We start from the raw sequence: 16727 nt of genomic DNA on the forward strand, positions 1-16727 counted from the left end.
GATACCTTCATGATCCCAGTACAATTATTAGCAAAAGCGCCCCATTATCAGTAAAAATCGAAAGAAATTGGGTATTTTCGCCGTGATAAATCACATGGCTGGTGTAAAACACTTAAAAAAGCGTCATTTTCACGCCTAACGCGCTTTCAGCTAAGTCGTTTAACTTTCTTCCTGACAATAGCTAAGAAAACGCTGTAAAGCGTTGGATATATGCTTTTGCCGATGATGAATCAGGTATAACGTGCGGATCAGCGGCGGCATGGGAATATTCAGTTCGATCAATTCACCGTTAGCCAGTTGATCGGCAATCACTCGGCGTGACAGGCAACTGATCCCCATGCCATAGCGCACAGCACGCTTGATGGCCTCCGAATTGCCCAACTCCATGACCAATTTAAAATGTGGTAATTTAGCCAGTAACAAGTGGTCCAGCACTTCGCGCGTGCCAGAACCTCGCTCCCGCAGGATCCAGGCCGCATCAGCTAACTCCTTTAGCGTCAGCATCTTGTGGCATAGCGGGTTGTCGGGGGCGGCAAACACCACCAGTTCATCTCGTAACCAAGTTTGTGTTAACAGGTCCGGCATATGGCACGGCCCTTCAATCAGACCTAAGTCGCCACGAAAATCAGCCACTGCGGTAATCACATCCTGACTGTTACCGATATTCAGCTCCAGCGGCGTACCGGGGAAGTCGCGCCGATATTTGGCAATCATGCCCGGCAACATATAATTGCCGATAGTGCTGCTGGCAGCGATACGTAACGCGCCCAAATCCTGCAAGAAAAGCTGTTCTATTTCAATCGCCTGATCAAGCAATGCCAGCGCTTTGGGATACAGCAACCGCCCATGTTCATTGGTGACTAAACGCTTACCGACTCTATCAAAAAGCTGCACCCCCAATTGCCCTTCCAAATCTGCTAACGCAGCGCTGACTGCCGACTGTGAAAGTGCGAGCACTACCGAGGCTTGGGTGGTAGAACCGCTTTTTAGTACCTCAGCAAAAACTTCAAGTTGACGTAAGGTTATATGCATAACGGTCTCTGTCGTGAAAAATGGAGGGCGCTATCATCACTCTGTTCGCCCGTTATTGGATAAAACGAGCTGACGTCTTAGTGGTGAATATAATGACTGACGGACAAAGTATATAGCCTCAATTACCCTATAAGACTAACACCTTTGAGCAACATCGGGAGGTTATCAGCAGGTGAAATTAAGGCGTAAAAGTCCTATTCATTATCATCTGAATGAAAGAATATGCGATAAAAAATCGTGGCTAATAAACCAATAACTATGTTTAAAATCAAACAGATAAATAATAGATAACTGAACGTTTGAGATAAAGGTATCCCGCGTTCATTCCTAAATGGATTAAAATGTGGCAGAGGGGCAATATGGAAAGGGTTCAAGTTATATAACTTGAAAAAATAAGCGAGCAAATAAGGTGGGATCAACAAATAAATAAGTGAAGCAACCACCAATATTACCCACAGCGACTTTTCATGCTTTGCTTTCTTCATATCAAAAACTCATGTCCCTGCGATGATGGGGATGACCATCGTCCGCTACTGATTTCCATGGTGCTTAGCATACCAAGTTTCATTTCCATTCACGTCATGCCGTATAAAACATCTCGATACCTCGATTAAGACAGATCAGACGTTTGCAGCTATTCGCGCCCACCTTACCACTTATATCGATTAATTATAAATATATAATGAATTTATCTATTATATTTGAAGTCGTTAAACTATGTCCAATCGTTACAAGACACAGGACATCACATGGCGACTTCTCAGACTAAAGAACGGCCTCGCCCACAGCAGTTTACTTTGGCCCGCTATATCCCGGGCCTGGCGTTAACTGGCGTGATTACCGGGTTAGCGCTCAACGTGGGTGATATGCCGTGGTTTATCAATATGGGGTTGGGAGCCCTGACTCTGGCTATTTTATTTGGCATCCTGGTCGGTAACACGCTGTATCCGTGGGTACAACCGGTCTGTTCTGACGGTGTGCTGCTCGCCAAACAGCACTTGCTACGGCTCGGGATCATTTTGTATGGTTTCCGCCTGACCTTTCAACAAGTCGCGGATGTCGGTGCTACCGGGATTATTATTGACCTTTTAACCCTTAGCTCCACCTTTATGCTGGCGTGTTGGTTGGGTAAACGGGTGTTTGGCCTGGATCAGCAAACAGTGATGCTAATCGGTGCCGGTAGCAGTATTTGTGGTGCTGCCGCCATTATGGCCACCGAACCGGTACTGAAAGCCGATGCCAGCAAAGTGGCGGTTTCCGTCGCGACAGTAGTGATTTTTGGTACGCTGGCGATTTTTGTTTACCCATGGCTGTACCAGCTAAATCTGCATTACCAATGGCTGCCGTTTAGTCAGGAAACCTTTGGTATTTTTGCGGGTTCAACTATTCATGAAGTGGCGCAGGTGGTGGCGGCCGGTCATGCTATTGGCCCTGATGCCGAAAATGCCGCCGTGATCACCAAAATGATCCGGGTGATGATGTTGGCACCGTTCCTACTGTTGCTTTCCGCTTATCTGGGTCGCAGTAGCATGAAAACCCGCGGTCAAAAACGCGAGAAAAGTGCCATTACTATCCCATGGTTTGCGGTAATATTTATCCTGATGGCGGGCGTTAACTCACTCAACCTGCTGCCAGCGGCATGGGTCAGTCACCTGATTACGTTGGATACCATTTTACTGGCAATGGCGATGGCCGCGCTTGGGCTAACCACCCATATCGGCTCCATCCGTCAGGCGGGGGTTAAACCACTGTTGCTGGCACTGCTGCTGTTTGTCTGGTTGTTGGTTGGCGGAACCGGTATCAACTTGCTGGTGCAGCATATTGCGGCGTAAAGCCGCTATCCAAGCTAGCGCATTATTGCTTAAGGGCTGTGGGTGCGGCCCTTTTCTTTTCTCACCGTTTATCCCATTCAATCATGTCCCTATCGGTGCCATAATGGCCGGGTTATCAAAGGAGAATGGAATGAAATTTGTCGGTGCACATGTCAGCGCAGCAGGTGGAGTAGATCAGGCTGTAATTCGGGCGCACGAACTTGAGGCCACCGCCTTTGCCCTTTTTACCAAGAATCAACGTCAATGGCGGGCAGCCCCCTTGGCGGAAGATGTTATTGCGCGATTCAAGCAGGCTTGTCAGCAGTATGGCTATATCTCAGCTCAAATCCTGCCGCACGATAGCTACCTGATTAACCTCGGTCATCCGGTCACCGAGGCGCTGGAAAAATCCCGCGAAGCCTTTATCGATGAAATGGCCCGCTGCCAGCAACTGGGCTTGTCATTACTGAACTTTCACCCCGGCAGCCATTTATTGCAAATTGATGAAGATAAGTGTCTGGCGCTTATCGCTGAATCAATCAATATCGCGCTGGATGCCAGTGAAGGCGTGACTGCGGTGATTGAGAATACCGCCGGTCAGGGCAGTAATCTGGGTTTTAAGTTCGAACATCTGGCCGCCATCATTGCTGGAGTGGAAGATAAAAGCCGCGTGGGTGTTTGTATTGATACCTGCCATGCTTTCGCTGCCGGTTATGATTTGCGCACTGAACAGGATTGTGAACATACCTTCCAGCAGCTCGGTGATATCGTCGGCTTCCAGTATTTGCGCGGTATGCATCTTAATGATGCCAAAAGCGAATTTAACAGCCGTGTCGACCGCCACCACAGCCTTGGTGAAGGGAATATCGGCAAAACCGTGTTCAGCTATATTATGCGCGACCCGCGTTTCGATAATATTCCGCTGATTCTGGAAACCGTGAATCCGGATATCTGGGCTGAAGAGATAGCCTGGCTGAAGTCACAGGCAGAAGTTTAGCTAATGGATATTTAGCCGAATGAGATTGAGCCAACGTAAAAAAACCGGCACTTGAGGCCGGTTTTTCATGAGCAAAGCGGGTTAAATAATCCGTTACGCCACTTTCGCGACCACTTCATCAGGGCGTTTTAGCATCGCGTATAAGCCACCGGCCAATACGGTACCGGCAATAATGGCGACCAGATACAGCAGCACCGGGTGAATCGCCCCTGGGATCAACAGCACGAACAGACCACCGTGTGGTGCCATCAGTTGTGCGCCGAAGGCCATAGACAGCGCACCCGTCAGTGCGCCACCGGCGATACAGCACGGCAAGACACGAATGGGGTCACGGGCAGCAAACGGAATGGCCCCTTCAGAGATAAAGCATAAGCCCAGTACCAGCGCCGCTTTGCCCCCTTCTTGCTCACCTTGGTCGAACTTATGACGCGCCAACAGTGTTGCCAGGCCCATTGCCAGCGGTGGAACCATCCCCGCCGCCATAATGGCTGCCATCGGCGCGTAAACAGACGAACTCAGCAATGCCACGCCAAAAGCGTAGGCCGCTTTGTTCACCGGCCCCCCCATATCGGTACACATCATGGCACCGAGGATAGCCCCCAGCAGCACCGCATTCGCGGTACCCATAGATTGCAGCCAGTGAGTCAAGCCAGCCATGATTTTTGCCACCGGCGTACCGACCACATAAATCATGACCAAACCCACGATCAAACTGGCGACCAACGGAATAATCAGTATCGGTTTAAGGGCTTCCATACTCTGTGGCAGGTGCAGCTTGGTGCTGATGGCTTTAGCAACGTAACCGGCCAGGAAACCGGCAATAATACCGCCAAGGAAGCCCGCACCGGTACTCACCGCTAACATACCGCCAATCAAACCTGGGGTCAGACCGGGACGGTCAGCAATCGAGTAGGCAATAAAGCCCGCCAGAACCGGTACCATCAGGGCGAAAGCAGAGTCACCCCCGATTTGCATTAAAGCGGCTGCCAACGTGCCTTTTACTTCAAACGCTTTGATTCCGAAGACAAAAGAGAGCGCGATACACAGACCACCGGCCACCACCATCGGCAACATGTAAGACACGCCGGTCAATAAGTGACGATACGGACCACCGGTTTCTACTTTTTTAGTGCCGCGGCTGCTGCCGGTTTTTGGTTGATACACTTCCGCTTCAACCAGTGCTTTATCCAGTTCTTGCGCGGTTTTCTTCAGTGCCAGACCGGTAGTGGTGCGGTACATAGGTTTGCCCGCAAACTTATCCAGATCGACTTCAATATCGGCAGCGACAATCACTAAATCTGCCGCAGCCACTTCTTCCGCAGTGATAGCATTACCCGCGCCGACTGAGCCGCGAGTTTCAACCTTCACCCACCAACCACGTTTTTTCGCTTCACTTTCAATGGCTTCAGCAGCCATAAAGGTGTGTGCTACACCGGTCGGGCAGGCAGTAATGGCCACAATACGTTTAGGACCGATGGCCGGAGTTGTCGCCGTCGGTACGACAGACTGATACGGTTTTGCCTGCGCGATGGCCTGTGCCAGGAAGCTCTCTGGATCACGCACCGCTTTTTCCACATCCCCTACATAGACTTTTTTGCCATTCAGCGCGCGGTCAGCCGGTGCTGATTGACCGGCCACGATCACCAGTTCTGCATCGGTTGCGTTATCAACCCAGCTCAGCCCGGCTTTTGCTGCCGCAGCACCCAGCATCAGTGTCGCGAGGTGGCCTCTGGCCTGCCCGAGCGAACTGTCTATTATTAGTCGCGTTTTCATTTCGCCTCCGGAGATTAATTAAAAGGTTTCAAATCGACTTTCGCCATCATGGCGGCCAATTGCGGGCGATCCGTAATGCCCACATTGCTCTGGCTGACGGCCAAAGCAGCAACGGCGGTGGCCAAACGCAGCGTGTGTTCGCTGGACTCACGCATCAACAAGCCATAAATCAGGCCGCCGACCATCGAGTCACCCGCACCGACGGTGCTAACCACGTCGCAGGCAGGAGGTTTTGCCAGCCATGCGCCGGATGCATTAACCCACAGCGCCCCTTCCGCACCGAGAGAAATCACCACATGGGCGATCCCCTGATCACGCAAGGCGTGTGCGGCTTCCACCACATCACCCAGTTCAGGCAACGGACGGCCAGCCCAGATTTCAAGTTCACGGCGATTCGGTTTCACTAACCACGGCGAGGCTTTCAGGCCAGCAACCAAGGCTTCACGGCTACTGTCGAAGATGATGCATGGGCATTGAGAACGCAGACGTTTCATCCAGTCGGTAAAGTCATCAGGATTGACCCCCGCTGGCAGGCTACCGCTCACCGCAACCATGTCGAATTGCCCCAACCAGCTCAATGAGTCGGTAACAAAGCGGTCCCAATCGGGTTTGGTGACGTCAAAGCCGGAAAAGTTAAAATCGGTCACTTCGCCATCTTTCTCGGTCAATTTGACGTTAATGCGGGTACGACCCGGTACTACCTGAAAACGGTTGGCGATACCCAGTTCACTGAATAACAATTGGAAACCGTCTTGGTTGTCTTTGCCAAGGAAGCCCCCGACCGTGACATCGATCCCCAGATCTTTCAGCACTTTGGCTACGTTGATACCTTTGCCTGCGGCATGTAACCCGGCGGTTTTCACCAGATTCACTTCACCACGTTCAATTTCAGGGCAAAAACCCACCAGATCGTAAGCCGGGTTCAGCGTGATAGTTGCGACTCTTCTGCTCATTCTACCCCCTCGCCCAAACCGGCTGATATGGCGGCACCAATGGCATCCAGTGCTGCTTGTGCGTCTTCACCGCTGGCGGTAAAGCGCAGGCGATTACCTTTTTTAACCCCTAAAGCCACAACTTTCATCAGACTACGTCCATTAGCGGGTTTACCGGTGCCGTCCAAATTGGTCACGGTGATTTCACTGGTAAACTGTTTGATTGTATTGACTAAAATCGTCCCTGGGCGCGCATGTAATCCGTGTTCATTACGAATGACAAACTCTGCGCTTAATACTTCTTTCTGTTCAACATACTCGCTGGTCAGTAACGCCAGCAGTGCGGCGGCATCCGCGTTCAGCAAGACGTCAGCTTTTTTCGCCAACAGCAGGTCACTTAAATAATTCAGCACTGACAGCGGTTGGTTATCGGCCACTGACAGCGTCAGTAACAGAGCCACTTTTTCGCCATGGTGTTCAAATGCAGTGGCCGGGCGGCTTACGGTAACCGCGCTGACCAAATTACCTTCGGTGCTGTCGCTCAACCAGATACCCTGCCCTAGATTCAGCGGTTCGCGGGTAATCACATCACTGACAAAATGGGCATCTACCGCACCAATTTGCTGTAAACGACCGGCGTTCAGCGCTTGCAGTGTGATCAGATTGTCAGCCGCGACATCTAATGCAATCAATGAGGTATCGAAATGAAATTCAGCGGCTTTTTGCTCGCCCATCAACACACTGCGTAATTCTTCCGCTGACGTGGTTTTTGCCAGTTGCGCAGCAACAGCGTCATCACTTAATACGTGGGTCAGTTGGCGCAACAATGCCAAATGTTCATCAGAACGGGCCGCAATACCGATAACGATATAGGCGGTTTGATCGTCACCCCACGCGATACCCTGCGGGAATTGAAAAACCTGCACGCCGGTGTTCAGCACCAAGTCGCGAGTATCAGTGGTACCATGTGGAATGGCGATACCATTGCCCAGATAAGTCGAGGTCTGCTGCTCACGCGCTAGCATGCCATCAACATAAGCGGCAGCGACACAGCCAGCCTGAGCCAGGGCGGCGGCCACTTGGGTAATAGCCTCATTTTTGCTGTCTGCCTGTGCAGCCAAATGGATATCTTGCGTCGATAACTGGAACATATATCTCCTCTCTTGCTGAGTTGAATCGTTTCAGCTTTCATAAGAAAAAGGAGCGTTACCCTTTATCACTTGGTGAAGAGATAACGCTGAAACGTTTCAAGTAGTGTGTTTCCAACTCAGAATATATGCAAGGTTTCTGCTTTTATTCATGATGGATTTTTGATGTTCCGCACATTTTCGTGTTGAATTGACGTTCATCATCAGCAAAATTAGGTGATTAGCTGATGATTGCTGACGGTTATTTAAAAGGAGATAAAACGATGTCCGTCGTAGTCGGTGTTGGCGTCATTATTGTTAATTCGCAAGGTGAGGTTCTGCTGGGTAAGCGTTGCGGTCAGCATGCCCCTTACTGGTCGATTCCCGGTGGTCACATGGAGTCCGGCGAGTCATTTGAACACGCGGCAATCCGCGAGGTTTTTGAAGAAACTGGCTTAAATATCAATGAATTGAAAGTTATTGCGCTGTGCAATAATATCGCAACCTGGCGCGAAGAAGGCAAACATACCGTTTCGGTTTGCTTACTGGCGCGGCACCCAGGCCCGCCGCCTGAGCTGAAAGAACCAGACAAGTGTCAGCAATGGCGGTGGTGTAACCCGCGGGAATTGCCCGAACCCCACTTTGAAGCGAGCCGCCACGCCATCGATTTATGGCTAAATAAGCAGTTTTATTCGTCTTTCGACTAAAAATATCGCTCCATAAGTAATTATATAACCTGTGAGATCAGCGGGTTATTAGTGCTTTCCCGCAAAAAGTTGTTCATTCATCACATTTATATTCAACAACTTTGAACTATTATTGCTAAATACCTCAATCGGGTTAGCCAGCAGCTAAGAATCCTCCTACAATAGACCCACTTATTTTATGGGAAAGAGTTATCGTTACCAGACAAAAACTCGGTGGGCGGACTAGTTGGCATGTCAAACATTCAGTGGGTATTTCAAATAGTCAAGCATTGGGTAAATCCGTTTTAACAATAATAATTAGATAAATAACAGTGGGTGCAATTATGAGCAATAAACAAACTGGCCTTGTTAAGCGACGCCGGTGGGGATGGTTATGGATCCTGCTGATCGGCATCATTATTGGTGCGGCGTTATTAGCGGGAACGGCCACAGTGTTCCATAAAACCAGTGATACCGCGTTCTGCGTGTCCTGCCACACCATGCAACAGCCCCTGGCTGAATACCAGGGCAGTGTCCACTTCCAAAATACCAAAGGCATCCGGGCTGAATGTGCTGACTGCCATGTGCCTCACGCGCCGCTGGATTATCTGTGGACCAAGATCCGCGCGGTGAAAGATATCTACGGTGAAATGGTCGGCACTATCAATACGCCAGAGAAATATGAAGCACATAAACTCGCCATGGCTCAATCGGTATGGAAAACGCTGAAAGAGAGTGACTCAGCCACCTGCCGCTCATGCCACAACTATGATGCTATGGATATTACCGGGCAAAGTGCTGAAGCCCGCATTCAGCATCCGATGGCAATTAAGCAAGGTGAAACCTGTATCGATTGCCATAAGGGTGTCGCCCATATCTTGCCGGATATGAGTGAGATGACCCAGGCGGGTGCTGCTGAACTGGCGACCGCCGCTGCGCAAACCCCAGCCAGTGCCACCACCTTATATACCATCGCTACTGAGCCGTTCTTTATGAACGCCGGTGACAGCCATAACGCCGGTAACCTGATGCCATCCACCGAAGTTGAAGTGGTGAAGCAACAAGGCGACCAGGTGTTAGTCGATGTGAAGGGCTGGCAACAAGATGGCGTGGCAGAAGTGTTCTACGCCGCACAAGGGAAACGCATTCTGAGTGTGTTACTGGGTGAAGAAGCACAAAAAGCGCTGAAAATACTCAACAGCCAAACAGACCCGGAAACCAATCAGGGCTGGCATCAGGTTGCACTACAGGTTTGGCTACCGAAGAAACAGCTAGTGGATGACCAACAAAAAATCTGGCGCTATGCCGCCGATATGATGTCCGCTAACTGTACCGGTTGCCACGGGTTAACAGCACTGGATCGCTTCAACGCCAACCAATGGATTGGGGTGATCAAAGGCATGGCACCACGCACTTCCCTGACGCAGGAACAGTTGCGTGTGATGACTCAGTATGTACAAAAGCATGCCAGTGATATGCCGGCCAAGCTGTAAATAAGAGGCGAAAATGACTAAATACCAACAACAACCATTACAAATGAGCCGCCGTCGCTTCTTAATGGGAACCAGTGCTCTGGCCGTATTGCCTTTGGTCGGCGGCCTGTGGCCCAAATCAGCATTAGCGCAGGCTATCAGCCAGGCCTTACCGCAGTTTCTGGCGCTACGTCAGGCGCAGAAAGGCATTCTGACCGGCGCTCATTGGGGCGCATTTGAAGCCATCGTTGAAAATGGCCGCATGGTCGGTGTCCAGCCGGTTAAAGATGACCCATGGCCGAATGAGCTGATCACCATGGCACCCTATCAGGTACATGCTGATAACCGTATCAAATACCCGATGGTGCGTAAAAGCTGGTTGGAAGGCGGCCCCGGCAGCCATACCGAGCTACGTGGCCGTGATGAGTGGGTACGGGTCAGTTGGGATAAAGCCACCGAGTTAGTCTGTGGTGAAATCGTGCGGGTGCAGAAAGACCACGGCCCGCAGGCACTGTATGCCGGTTCTTATGGCTGGAAAAGTGTCGGGGTACTGCATAACAGCCGCACGCTACTGCAACGTTTAATGAACCTGAGTGGCGGCTTCCTCGGCTATGCCGGTGACTATTCAACCGGTGCTGCGCAAGTGATCATGACTCACGTTATGGGGTCGATGGAGGTTTACGAACAGCAGACCGCTTGGCCAAACGTGGTAGACAACAGTGAGCTGGTGATCCTGTGGGGCTGCAACCCGATGGTAACCTTGAAGAACAGTTGGAATATTCCCGATCACGTCGGCCAGACTGGATTTGAGGCACTGAAGAAGAAAGGCACCAAGGTTATCAGTATTGACCCGGTATATAACGACAGTGCCAAATTCACTAATGCTCAATGGATTGCACCTCGTCCCTATACCGACAGCACCATGCTTATCGGGATTGCTCATACCTTGCTGACCGAAAAGCTGCACAATCCGGACTTTATAAAAACCTATACCATCGGTTTTGATAAATTCCAGGCGTATCTGTTAGGGGAGACTGACGGCCAGCCGAAAACCGCAGAATGGGCGGCAGATATCAGTGGCGTGGATGCCGATGTGCTGCGCCAACTGGCGCGTGATATGGCAAAACAGCGCACCATGATCATGGGCGGTTGGGGGATCCAGCGCCAACATCACGGTGAGCAACAACACTGGCTGCTGGTGACGGTTGCCGCAATGCTCGGCCAAATTGGCCTGCCGGGTGGCGGTTTCGGTTTCAGCTATCACTATTCTTCTGGTGGTAGCCCAACCGCCAAAGGTGGGATTTTACCGGGGATCTCAGCCGGTAACGCGCCGAAGAACTCACCGACACCCATTCCGGTGGCGCGCATTGCCGAATGTTTGGCTAATCCGGGTAAAACCATTGATTTTAATGGCACCAAAGTGACCTATCCGGACGTCAAAATGGTTTATGTTGCCGGTGGTAATACCTTCCACCAGCATCAGGATACCAACAATCTGGTGAAAGCCTGGCAGCATCCGGACACCATCGTGGTTAACGAACCCTACTGGACGGCCACCGCCAAACACGCAGATATCGTGTTACCCGCCACCACCAGTTACGAACGTAACGATTTAGAAATGGGCGGCGATTACTCGCAGCTTTATGTTTTCCCGATGCACCAGTGCGTACCACCACAGCATGAGTCCCGCAACGATTTTGATATTTTCGCCGCAATGGCCACCAAGTTGGGTGTGTTCGAGGCCTTTACCGACAGCAAAGACGAAACTCAGTGGCTGAAATCGATGTATGACGATATGAAGTCGCAGGCCCGTACCGCGCGGGTGGCCTTGCCGCCGTTCGATATGTTCTGGGAGTCGAATAACTATATTCTCTTCCCTATTCCCGAAGCGAACAAACAGTGGGTCCGTTTCGCCGATTATCGTGAGAACCCATTACTCAATCCACTCGGCACACCATCGGGCAAAATTGAGATCTACTCTGATACTATCGCCAAAATGGAATATGCCGACTGTCAGGGGATCCCGACCTGGATGCCACCTCATGAGTGGTACCGTGGCGTGGAAGCGCAAAAGTATCCATTATCCCTGAATACCGCGCATCCCATCAATCGCCTGCATTCGCAGTTAGATAACACGCCGCTACGTGAGAAATACGCCGTTGCCGATCGTGAAGCCATTCTTATCAACCCGCAAGATGCCAAACGACGTAACATTATCAATGGCGATTTGGTGCGGGCGTTTAATGATCGCGGGCAGATATTAGTCGGTGCGGTGGTGACAGAGGATGTGCGACCGGGTGTGGTACGGATCAGCGAAGGCGCATGGTTTGATCCAGCGGAACCGTCGGTGCCAGGTTCTATCTGTAAAAATGGCAATATCAACTGCCTGACGTTCGATATTGGCTCTTCCAGTTTGGCGCAGGGTAACTGCGGACAGATGGCGCAGCTTGAAATTGAGAAGTACACCGGCCCGGTATTGAAAAATACCGCTCATGCGGTTCCTGCCGGGGCTTAGTCATTTAGGTTGAATAACTCGGTAGTTTAGTGCTAACAGCGGAGAGAACTGACAGATCGTAAAGACGCCGTCAATACGTCCTTGTAGGCTCGAGCCGCGCCTTCCCTGGCGCGGACGCTTTACTCTTCTGCCCGTTCTCACCGTTTAAGATCGAGTTTGAGGACTTTGCCATTTAAGGCGCAGTATCCACTTCCAACTGAATCAAATACACCAGCGCTTCTTCACGGGTGTTATGGCACATCTCCCGCAGGGCTTGCAGGCTGGCACAGACCGCCGGACGGGATGGGGAATGAAAAATACCGCAGCGCATATGGTCATCCAAATGCAGACAACGGGTATTGGCAGGCTTACCGAATGGCATGCCGGGGATCGGGCTGGAAATCGAAGGAGCAATACAGCAGGCACCGCAATCTGAGCGACAGTCCATCAGCAGGCTCCTGTAGGCTGGTGGCATAAGAGCGGACAATAGCAATCGCCTTCATTAACTACCAGTACTATCCTTCAGCGTCCAATAAACAGCCGACCTTCCTCATCGGTTTATTTTTTAACCAGTTAAAGCCTATTTAATACGATATTACTGCGCCATCCCCCCATACCACCAAACTAACCACTAACTCAATGTTCGCCATAAGCACATTCATCTGTTTACAGCTTCGCACACATCGCGTACCATTAAGCTAGTACAAAAGAACTGTCCCATACTTGGGTATTTTAGGAGCATTAGATGTCGATGGATTTACCCCACCCCCTCTCACGACCTTCCGTCCTTGGCGGTGCAATGATTGTCGCCGGTACCGCCGTGGGCGCGGGGATGTTTTCAATTCCAATCGTGACTGCCGGGGTATGGTTCAGCGGTTCAGTGGTGCTGCTGATTTATACTTGGGCCTGTATGTTGATCTCCGGTCTGATGATTCTGGAAGCTAACCTGAATTACCCCACTGGGGCCAGTTTTCACACCATGGTGCAAGACCTGCTCGGCAAGGTATGGAGTTCAATCAATGGGTTGTCGATCACCTTTGTACTCTACATTCTGACCTACGCCTATATCTCGGCCGGTGGCTCAATCATTTCTCATACCCTGCAAAATGTAGCCGGGATTGGCCAGACGGGGGCGGGCTTTATCTTTGCGGTATTGGTGGCATTTATCGTTTGGTTATCCACCCGTGCAGTCGATCGTTTAAGTACGATCTTAATTGGCGGTATGGTTATCACCTTTGTCATGTCAGTCGGTGATATGTTTGGTCATGTTGAAAGCACCGTTCTGTTCAATCAAACCGACGACAGCGCCAGTTATTTACCTTATGCACTGGCGGCGCTGCCTTACCTGCTGACCTCATTTGGTTACCACGGCAATGTGCCGGGGCTGGTGAAGTATTACCACAAAGACAGTACAGCCGTGGCGCGTAGTCTGCTGTACGGCACACTCATCGCATTGGTCATTTATATCCTATGGCAGTATGCCATTCAGGGCAATATCACTCGGGACGCTTTCAGGCAGGTTATTGCCGACGGTGGCAATATTGGTAGTCTGCTCAAACAGATGGATAGCGTCTCTGCCAGTCAGACCGCCAGCCAGTTACTTAATGCCTTCTCTTATATGGCACTGGCCAGTTCATTCCTTGGGGTATCCCTCGGTTTATTTGATTATATTGCTGATTTCTTTAAGTTTAGCGATACTCGTGGTGGGCGGACTCAATCAGCGCTGATCACTTTTGTGCCGCCAACTATTGGCGCGTTGTTGTTCCCAAATGGCTTCTTATATGCCATTGGCTTTGCCGGTTTAGCGGCCACCATTTGGGCGGTCATTGTGCCGGCACTGATGGCCAGAGCCAGCCGTAAACGCTTCCCACAAGCAGTTTATCGGGCACCCGGTGGGCGCTTTATGATTGGTTTTATTATCCTGTTTGGTCTGATCAATGCGGTGGCCCATATTGCTGCACTATTGGGCTGGTTACCGGTCTATCGCTAGGCCCGGTTTTACACCGGGAATATCACTCTTTTTAGCGCCATAGCCACAGAGTTTAGCGTCGCCGCCAGGTCGCCAGCAAACACCTCCTGAGACTTCAACAATGAAGGTGATATTTGCTTGCCTGAAACTCGCGGCGCGAGTAACTTGTCGCAACTTATCTTCAATCCTGATTGGCGGTTAATAAATGGCAAGAGCTAATGAAATAAAACGTGGTATGGCGGTCAACCTCAACGGCAAATTGTTGCTGGTGAAAGATATTGATGTGCAAAGCCCAAGCGCCCGTGGCGCAAGTACGCTGTATAAAATGCGTTTTTCTGACGTGCGTACCGGCTTAAAAGTAGAAGAGCGTTTTAAAGGCGATGAAATCCTCGATACCATCACCCTGACCCGCCGGTCAGTGAACTTCTCTTACATCGATGGTGACGAATATGTCTTTATGGATGATGAAGATTTCACCCCTTATAACTTCAAGAAAGAGCAGATCGAAGAAGAGCTGTTATTTATTCCTGAAGCGGGCATGCCAGGCATGCAGGTTCTGACGATGGATGGCCAATTATTGGCGCTGGAATTGCCACAGACTGTTGATATGGAAATTGTTGACACTGCACCCAGCATCAAAGGCGCATCTGCTAGCGCCCGTAACAAGCCTGCGGTGATGAGCACGGGCTTATCTATTCAGGTGCCGGAATATATCAGCCCAGGTGAGAAAATCCGTATTCATATTGCGGAGCGTCGTTATATGGGGCGGGCAGACTAATACCCAATACCCTTCATCTTTCAAGTTGCAGGTGTGTTGGTTGCTCTCAATAACCCGAATCACTTACTGATGTAAGCTCATCGGGATTAATGAGCCTCATCCTTGAGGCTCACCCTATAGGCTAGCATAAATGCTGTTCAAATCGGTTCCCGACCGATTTGTATCTCGCTTGTCGCCTTCCTGCACCTTGAAATCTATAGGGTATAGTTTGGGCATAAAACAGCTAAGGGCCGTTTCTTGGCCCTTAATGTATTGAAAGATGACAGATATATTATTTTAGCTCAGGGAAGAACGCCCGCTTCAGCGCCAACTCCACACCACGCACCTCAGCTAACCCTTTCAAACGGCCAATCGCCGAATAACCCGGATTGGTTTTCTTATGTAAATCATCCAACATCTGATGACCGTGGTCTGGTCGCATCGGGATCGGGCGCATATCACCAGCAGCCTGGCGGCGTTGCTCTTCAGTTAAAATCGCTTTAACCACCGAGTACATGTCTACATCGCCTTGCAGATGGCCGCCTTCATGGAAGGTCTTCGGGTTCCCTTCGCGGCAGGTCGAGCGTAAATGCGTAAAGTGAATACGATCACCAAAGGTTTCGATCATCTTCACTAAATCATTATCAGCCCGTACACCATAAGAGCCGGTGCACATGGTGAAACCATTATGGATGCTATCAACCGTCTCTTTCAGCCACTGCATATCTTCAATAGTTGAAACAATACGCGGCAGGCCCAGGATCGGGCGCGGTGGATCATCAGGATGAACCGCCATACGTAGACCGACCTGTTCGGCAACCGGTATAATGGCTCGCAGGAAATAAGCCATATTTTCACGCAGTTGCGCTTTATCGATGCCGTCATACTCCGCCAGACGAGCACGGAATTGATCCAGCGTATAACCTTCTTCAGCACCCGGCAAACCCGCAATAATATTGCCCGTCAGTTTAGCGATATCCGCCTCAGACATGGCATCAAAATAGTCTGCCGCCTGTACCTGCTCTTCAGCCGTATAATCATTCACGGCGGCTAGGCGTTTCAGAATATGTAGTTCAAAGGTGGCGAAAGCTATCTGATCGAAACGCAATGCTTTGGAACCGTCTGGCAGTTGATACTCTAGATCGGTACGTGTCCAATCCAGCACTGGCATAAAGTTGTAGCACACGGTATCAATACCACAGGCTGCAAGGTTACGCAGAGTTTGTGTATAGTTTTCAATGTGCTGCTGGTAGTTGCCGCTGTGAGTTTTGATTTCTTCATGAATCGGTACGCTTTCCACTACCGACCAAACCAAACCTTTAGCGGCTAATTCAGCCTGGCGTTGTTTGATTTCACTCACCGGCCATACTTCGCCATTCGGGATATGATGCAATGCAGTCACTACTCCGGTAGCACCCGCCTGACGGATATCATCTAACGACACCGGATCATTCGGGCCATACCAACGCCATGTTTGTTCCATTTGTTTTTACCTTCTGCGTAGACTGTTCGGGTTCTAAAAATGTTGTTATACCGATTTCCAAGAGGTATCACTCAGCTTTATCCTCACTCTTTCGTCACTGGGTGTCAAAAAGCAAAACCTCATTGGTTGATCCAACTCACGAATATAACCAATATTGGACTTACCAATTTTATTTTCTGCCATATGGCATTACA

At 50.4% G+C, this 16727-nt stretch carries 13 protein-coding genes; 7 read left to right on the forward strand and 6 right to left on the reverse strand.

The genetic code is table 11. The features are described from left to right. Positions 1-159: 159 nt before the first annotated feature. Positions 160-1032: a DNA-binding transcriptional regulator YeiE gene (yieE, locus tag AEP37_RS12115; RefSeq protein WP_049613550.1), complete on the reverse strand. Its 873-nt coding sequence runs from the start codon at positions 1030-1032 to the stop codon at positions 160-162. A 749-nt stretch (positions 1033-1781) separates the two neighbouring features. Here yieE and AEP37_RS12125 point away from each other — a divergent pair. Continuing rightward, positions 1782-2864 (forward strand): YeiH family protein, encoded by a 1083-nt coding sequence (locus AEP37_RS12125; RefSeq protein WP_049613552.1) that lies wholly within the window; start codon positions 1782-1784, stop codon positions 2862-2864. Positions 2865-2994: 130 nt separating this feature from the next. Further along, a complete protein-coding gene (gene nfo, locus AEP37_RS12130; RefSeq protein WP_049613553.1) occupies positions 2995-3840 on the forward strand; it encodes a deoxyribonuclease IV in 846 nt (281 codons plus the stop codon). A gap of 93 nt (positions 3841-3933) precedes the next feature. Here nfo and fruA read toward each other — a convergent pair whose 3' ends face one another. The 3 genes from fruA to fruB are packed head-to-tail and all read right to left on the reverse strand — an operon-like array spanning position 3934 to position 7696. Further along, on the reverse strand, positions 3934-5613 hold the full coding sequence (gene fruA, locus AEP37_RS12135) for a PTS fructose transporter subunit IIBC (RefSeq protein WP_049613554.1): 1680 nt from the start codon (positions 5611-5613) through the stop codon (positions 3934-3936). A 14-nt stretch (positions 5614-5627) separates the two neighbouring features. After that, positions 5628-6566: a 1-phosphofructokinase gene (fruK, locus tag AEP37_RS12140; RefSeq protein WP_049613555.1), complete on the reverse strand. Its 939-nt coding sequence runs from the start codon at positions 6564-6566 to the stop codon at positions 5628-5630. Further along, complete coding sequence (gene fruB, locus AEP37_RS12145; protein ID WP_049613556.1) at positions 6563-7696, reverse strand: fused PTS fructose transporter subunit IIA/HPr protein; 1134 nt, start codon at positions 7694-7696, stop codon at positions 6563-6565. The genes fruK and fruB overlap by 4 nt, the downstream gene beginning before the upstream one ends. Before the next feature lie 260 nt (positions 7697-7956). Here fruB and AEP37_RS12150 point away from each other — a divergent pair, with 260 nt between their 5' ends. The 3 genes from AEP37_RS12150 (at position 7957) to torA (ending at position 12345) form a co-directional block, all read left to right on the forward strand. Beyond that, positions 7957-8379 carry a nucleotide triphosphate diphosphatase NUDT15 gene (locus tag AEP37_RS12150; protein WP_049613603.1) on the forward strand — a complete coding sequence of 141 codons (423 nt, stop codon included), beginning with the start codon at positions 7957-7959 and terminating at the stop codon, positions 8377-8379. Positions 8380-8702: 323 nt separating this feature from the next. Then, positions 8703-9851, forward strand: coding sequence for a NapC/NirT family cytochrome c (locus AEP37_RS12155; RefSeq protein ID WP_049613557.1), 1149 nt, complete (start codon positions 8703-8705; stop codon positions 9849-9851). 13 nt (positions 9852-9864) lie between these two features. After that, on the forward strand, positions 9865-12345 hold the full coding sequence (gene torA / locus AEP37_RS12160; protein WP_049613558.1) for a trimethylamine-N-oxide reductase TorA: 2481 nt from the start codon (positions 9865-9867) through the stop codon (positions 12343-12345). A gap of 172 nt (positions 12346-12517) precedes the next feature. Here the strand turns inward: torA and AEP37_RS12165 are convergent, their stop codons facing one another. Next, a complete protein-coding gene (locus tag AEP37_RS12165) occupies positions 12518-12772 on the reverse strand; it encodes a YkgJ family cysteine cluster protein (RefSeq protein ID WP_049613559.1) in 255 nt (84 codons plus the stop codon). 297 nt (positions 12773-13069) lie between these two features. Here AEP37_RS12165 and mtr point away from each other — a divergent pair, with 297 nt between their 5' ends. After that, positions 13070-14314, forward strand: coding sequence for a tryptophan permease (gene mtr, locus AEP37_RS12170; protein ID WP_049613560.1), 1245 nt, complete (start codon positions 13070-13072; stop codon positions 14312-14314). 184 nt (positions 14315-14498) lie between these two features. Further along, positions 14499-15071 carry an elongation factor P-like protein YeiP gene (gene yeiP / locus AEP37_RS12175; protein WP_049613561.1) on the forward strand — a complete coding sequence of 191 codons (573 nt, stop codon included), beginning with the start codon at positions 14499-14501 and terminating at the stop codon, positions 15069-15071. Positions 15072-15342: 271 nt separating this feature from the next. Here the strand turns inward: yeiP and uxuA are convergent, their stop codons facing one another. Then, a complete protein-coding gene (gene uxuA / locus AEP37_RS12180; RefSeq protein ID WP_049613562.1) occupies positions 15343-16533 on the reverse strand; it encodes a mannonate dehydratase in 1191 nt (396 codons plus the stop codon). Positions 16534-16727 lie beyond the last annotated feature (194 nt).

Source organism: Yersinia pekkanenii (assembly GCF_001152565.1).
In the GTDB taxonomy this organism is placed as follows: Bacteria; Pseudomonadota; Gammaproteobacteria; order Enterobacterales; family Enterobacteriaceae; genus Yersinia; species Yersinia pekkanenii.

What these genes read in the sequence shown, in the direction of transcription:
- yieE (WP_049613550.1), bottom strand. Translation starts at nt 1,032, where the DNA reads ATGCATATAACCTTACGTCAACTTGAAGTTTTTGCTGAGGTACTAAAA.
- AEP37_RS12125 (WP_049613552.1), top strand. Translation starts at nt 1,782, where the DNA reads ATGGCGACTTCTCAGACTAAAGAACGGCCTCGCCCACAGCAGTTTACT.
- nfo (WP_049613553.1), top strand. Translation starts at nt 2,995, where the DNA reads ATGAAATTTGTCGGTGCACATGTCAGCGCAGCAGGTGGAGTAGATCAG.
- fruA (WP_049613554.1), bottom strand. Translation starts at nt 5,613, where the DNA reads ATGAAAACGCGACTAATAATAGACAGTTCGCTCGGGCAGGCCAGAGGC.
- fruK (WP_049613555.1), bottom strand. Translation starts at nt 6,566, where the DNA reads ATGAGCAGAAGAGTCGCAACTATCACGCTGAACCCGGCTTACGATCTG.
- fruB (WP_049613556.1), bottom strand. Translation starts at nt 7,696, where the DNA reads ATGTTCCAGTTATCGACGCAAGATATCCATTTGGCTGCACAGGCAGAC.
- AEP37_RS12150 (WP_049613603.1), top strand. Translation starts at nt 7,957, where the DNA reads ATGTCCGTCGTAGTCGGTGTTGGCGTCATTATTGTTAATTCGCAAGGT.
- AEP37_RS12155 (WP_049613557.1), top strand. Translation starts at nt 8,703, where the DNA reads ATGAGCAATAAACAAACTGGCCTTGTTAAGCGACGCCGGTGGGGATGG.
- torA (WP_049613558.1), top strand. Translation starts at nt 9,865, where the DNA reads ATGACTAAATACCAACAACAACCATTACAAATGAGCCGCCGTCGCTTC.
- AEP37_RS12165 (WP_049613559.1), bottom strand. Translation starts at nt 12,772, where the DNA reads ATGGACTGTCGCTCAGATTGCGGTGCCTGCTGTATTGCTCCTTCGATT.
- mtr (WP_049613560.1), top strand. Translation starts at nt 13,070, where the DNA reads ATGTCGATGGATTTACCCCACCCCCTCTCACGACCTTCCGTCCTTGGC.
- yeiP (WP_049613561.1), top strand. Translation starts at nt 14,499, where the DNA reads ATGGCAAGAGCTAATGAAATAAAACGTGGTATGGCGGTCAACCTCAAC.
- uxuA (WP_049613562.1), bottom strand. Translation starts at nt 16,533, where the DNA reads ATGGAACAAACATGGCGTTGGTATGGCCCGAATGATCCGGTGTCGTTA.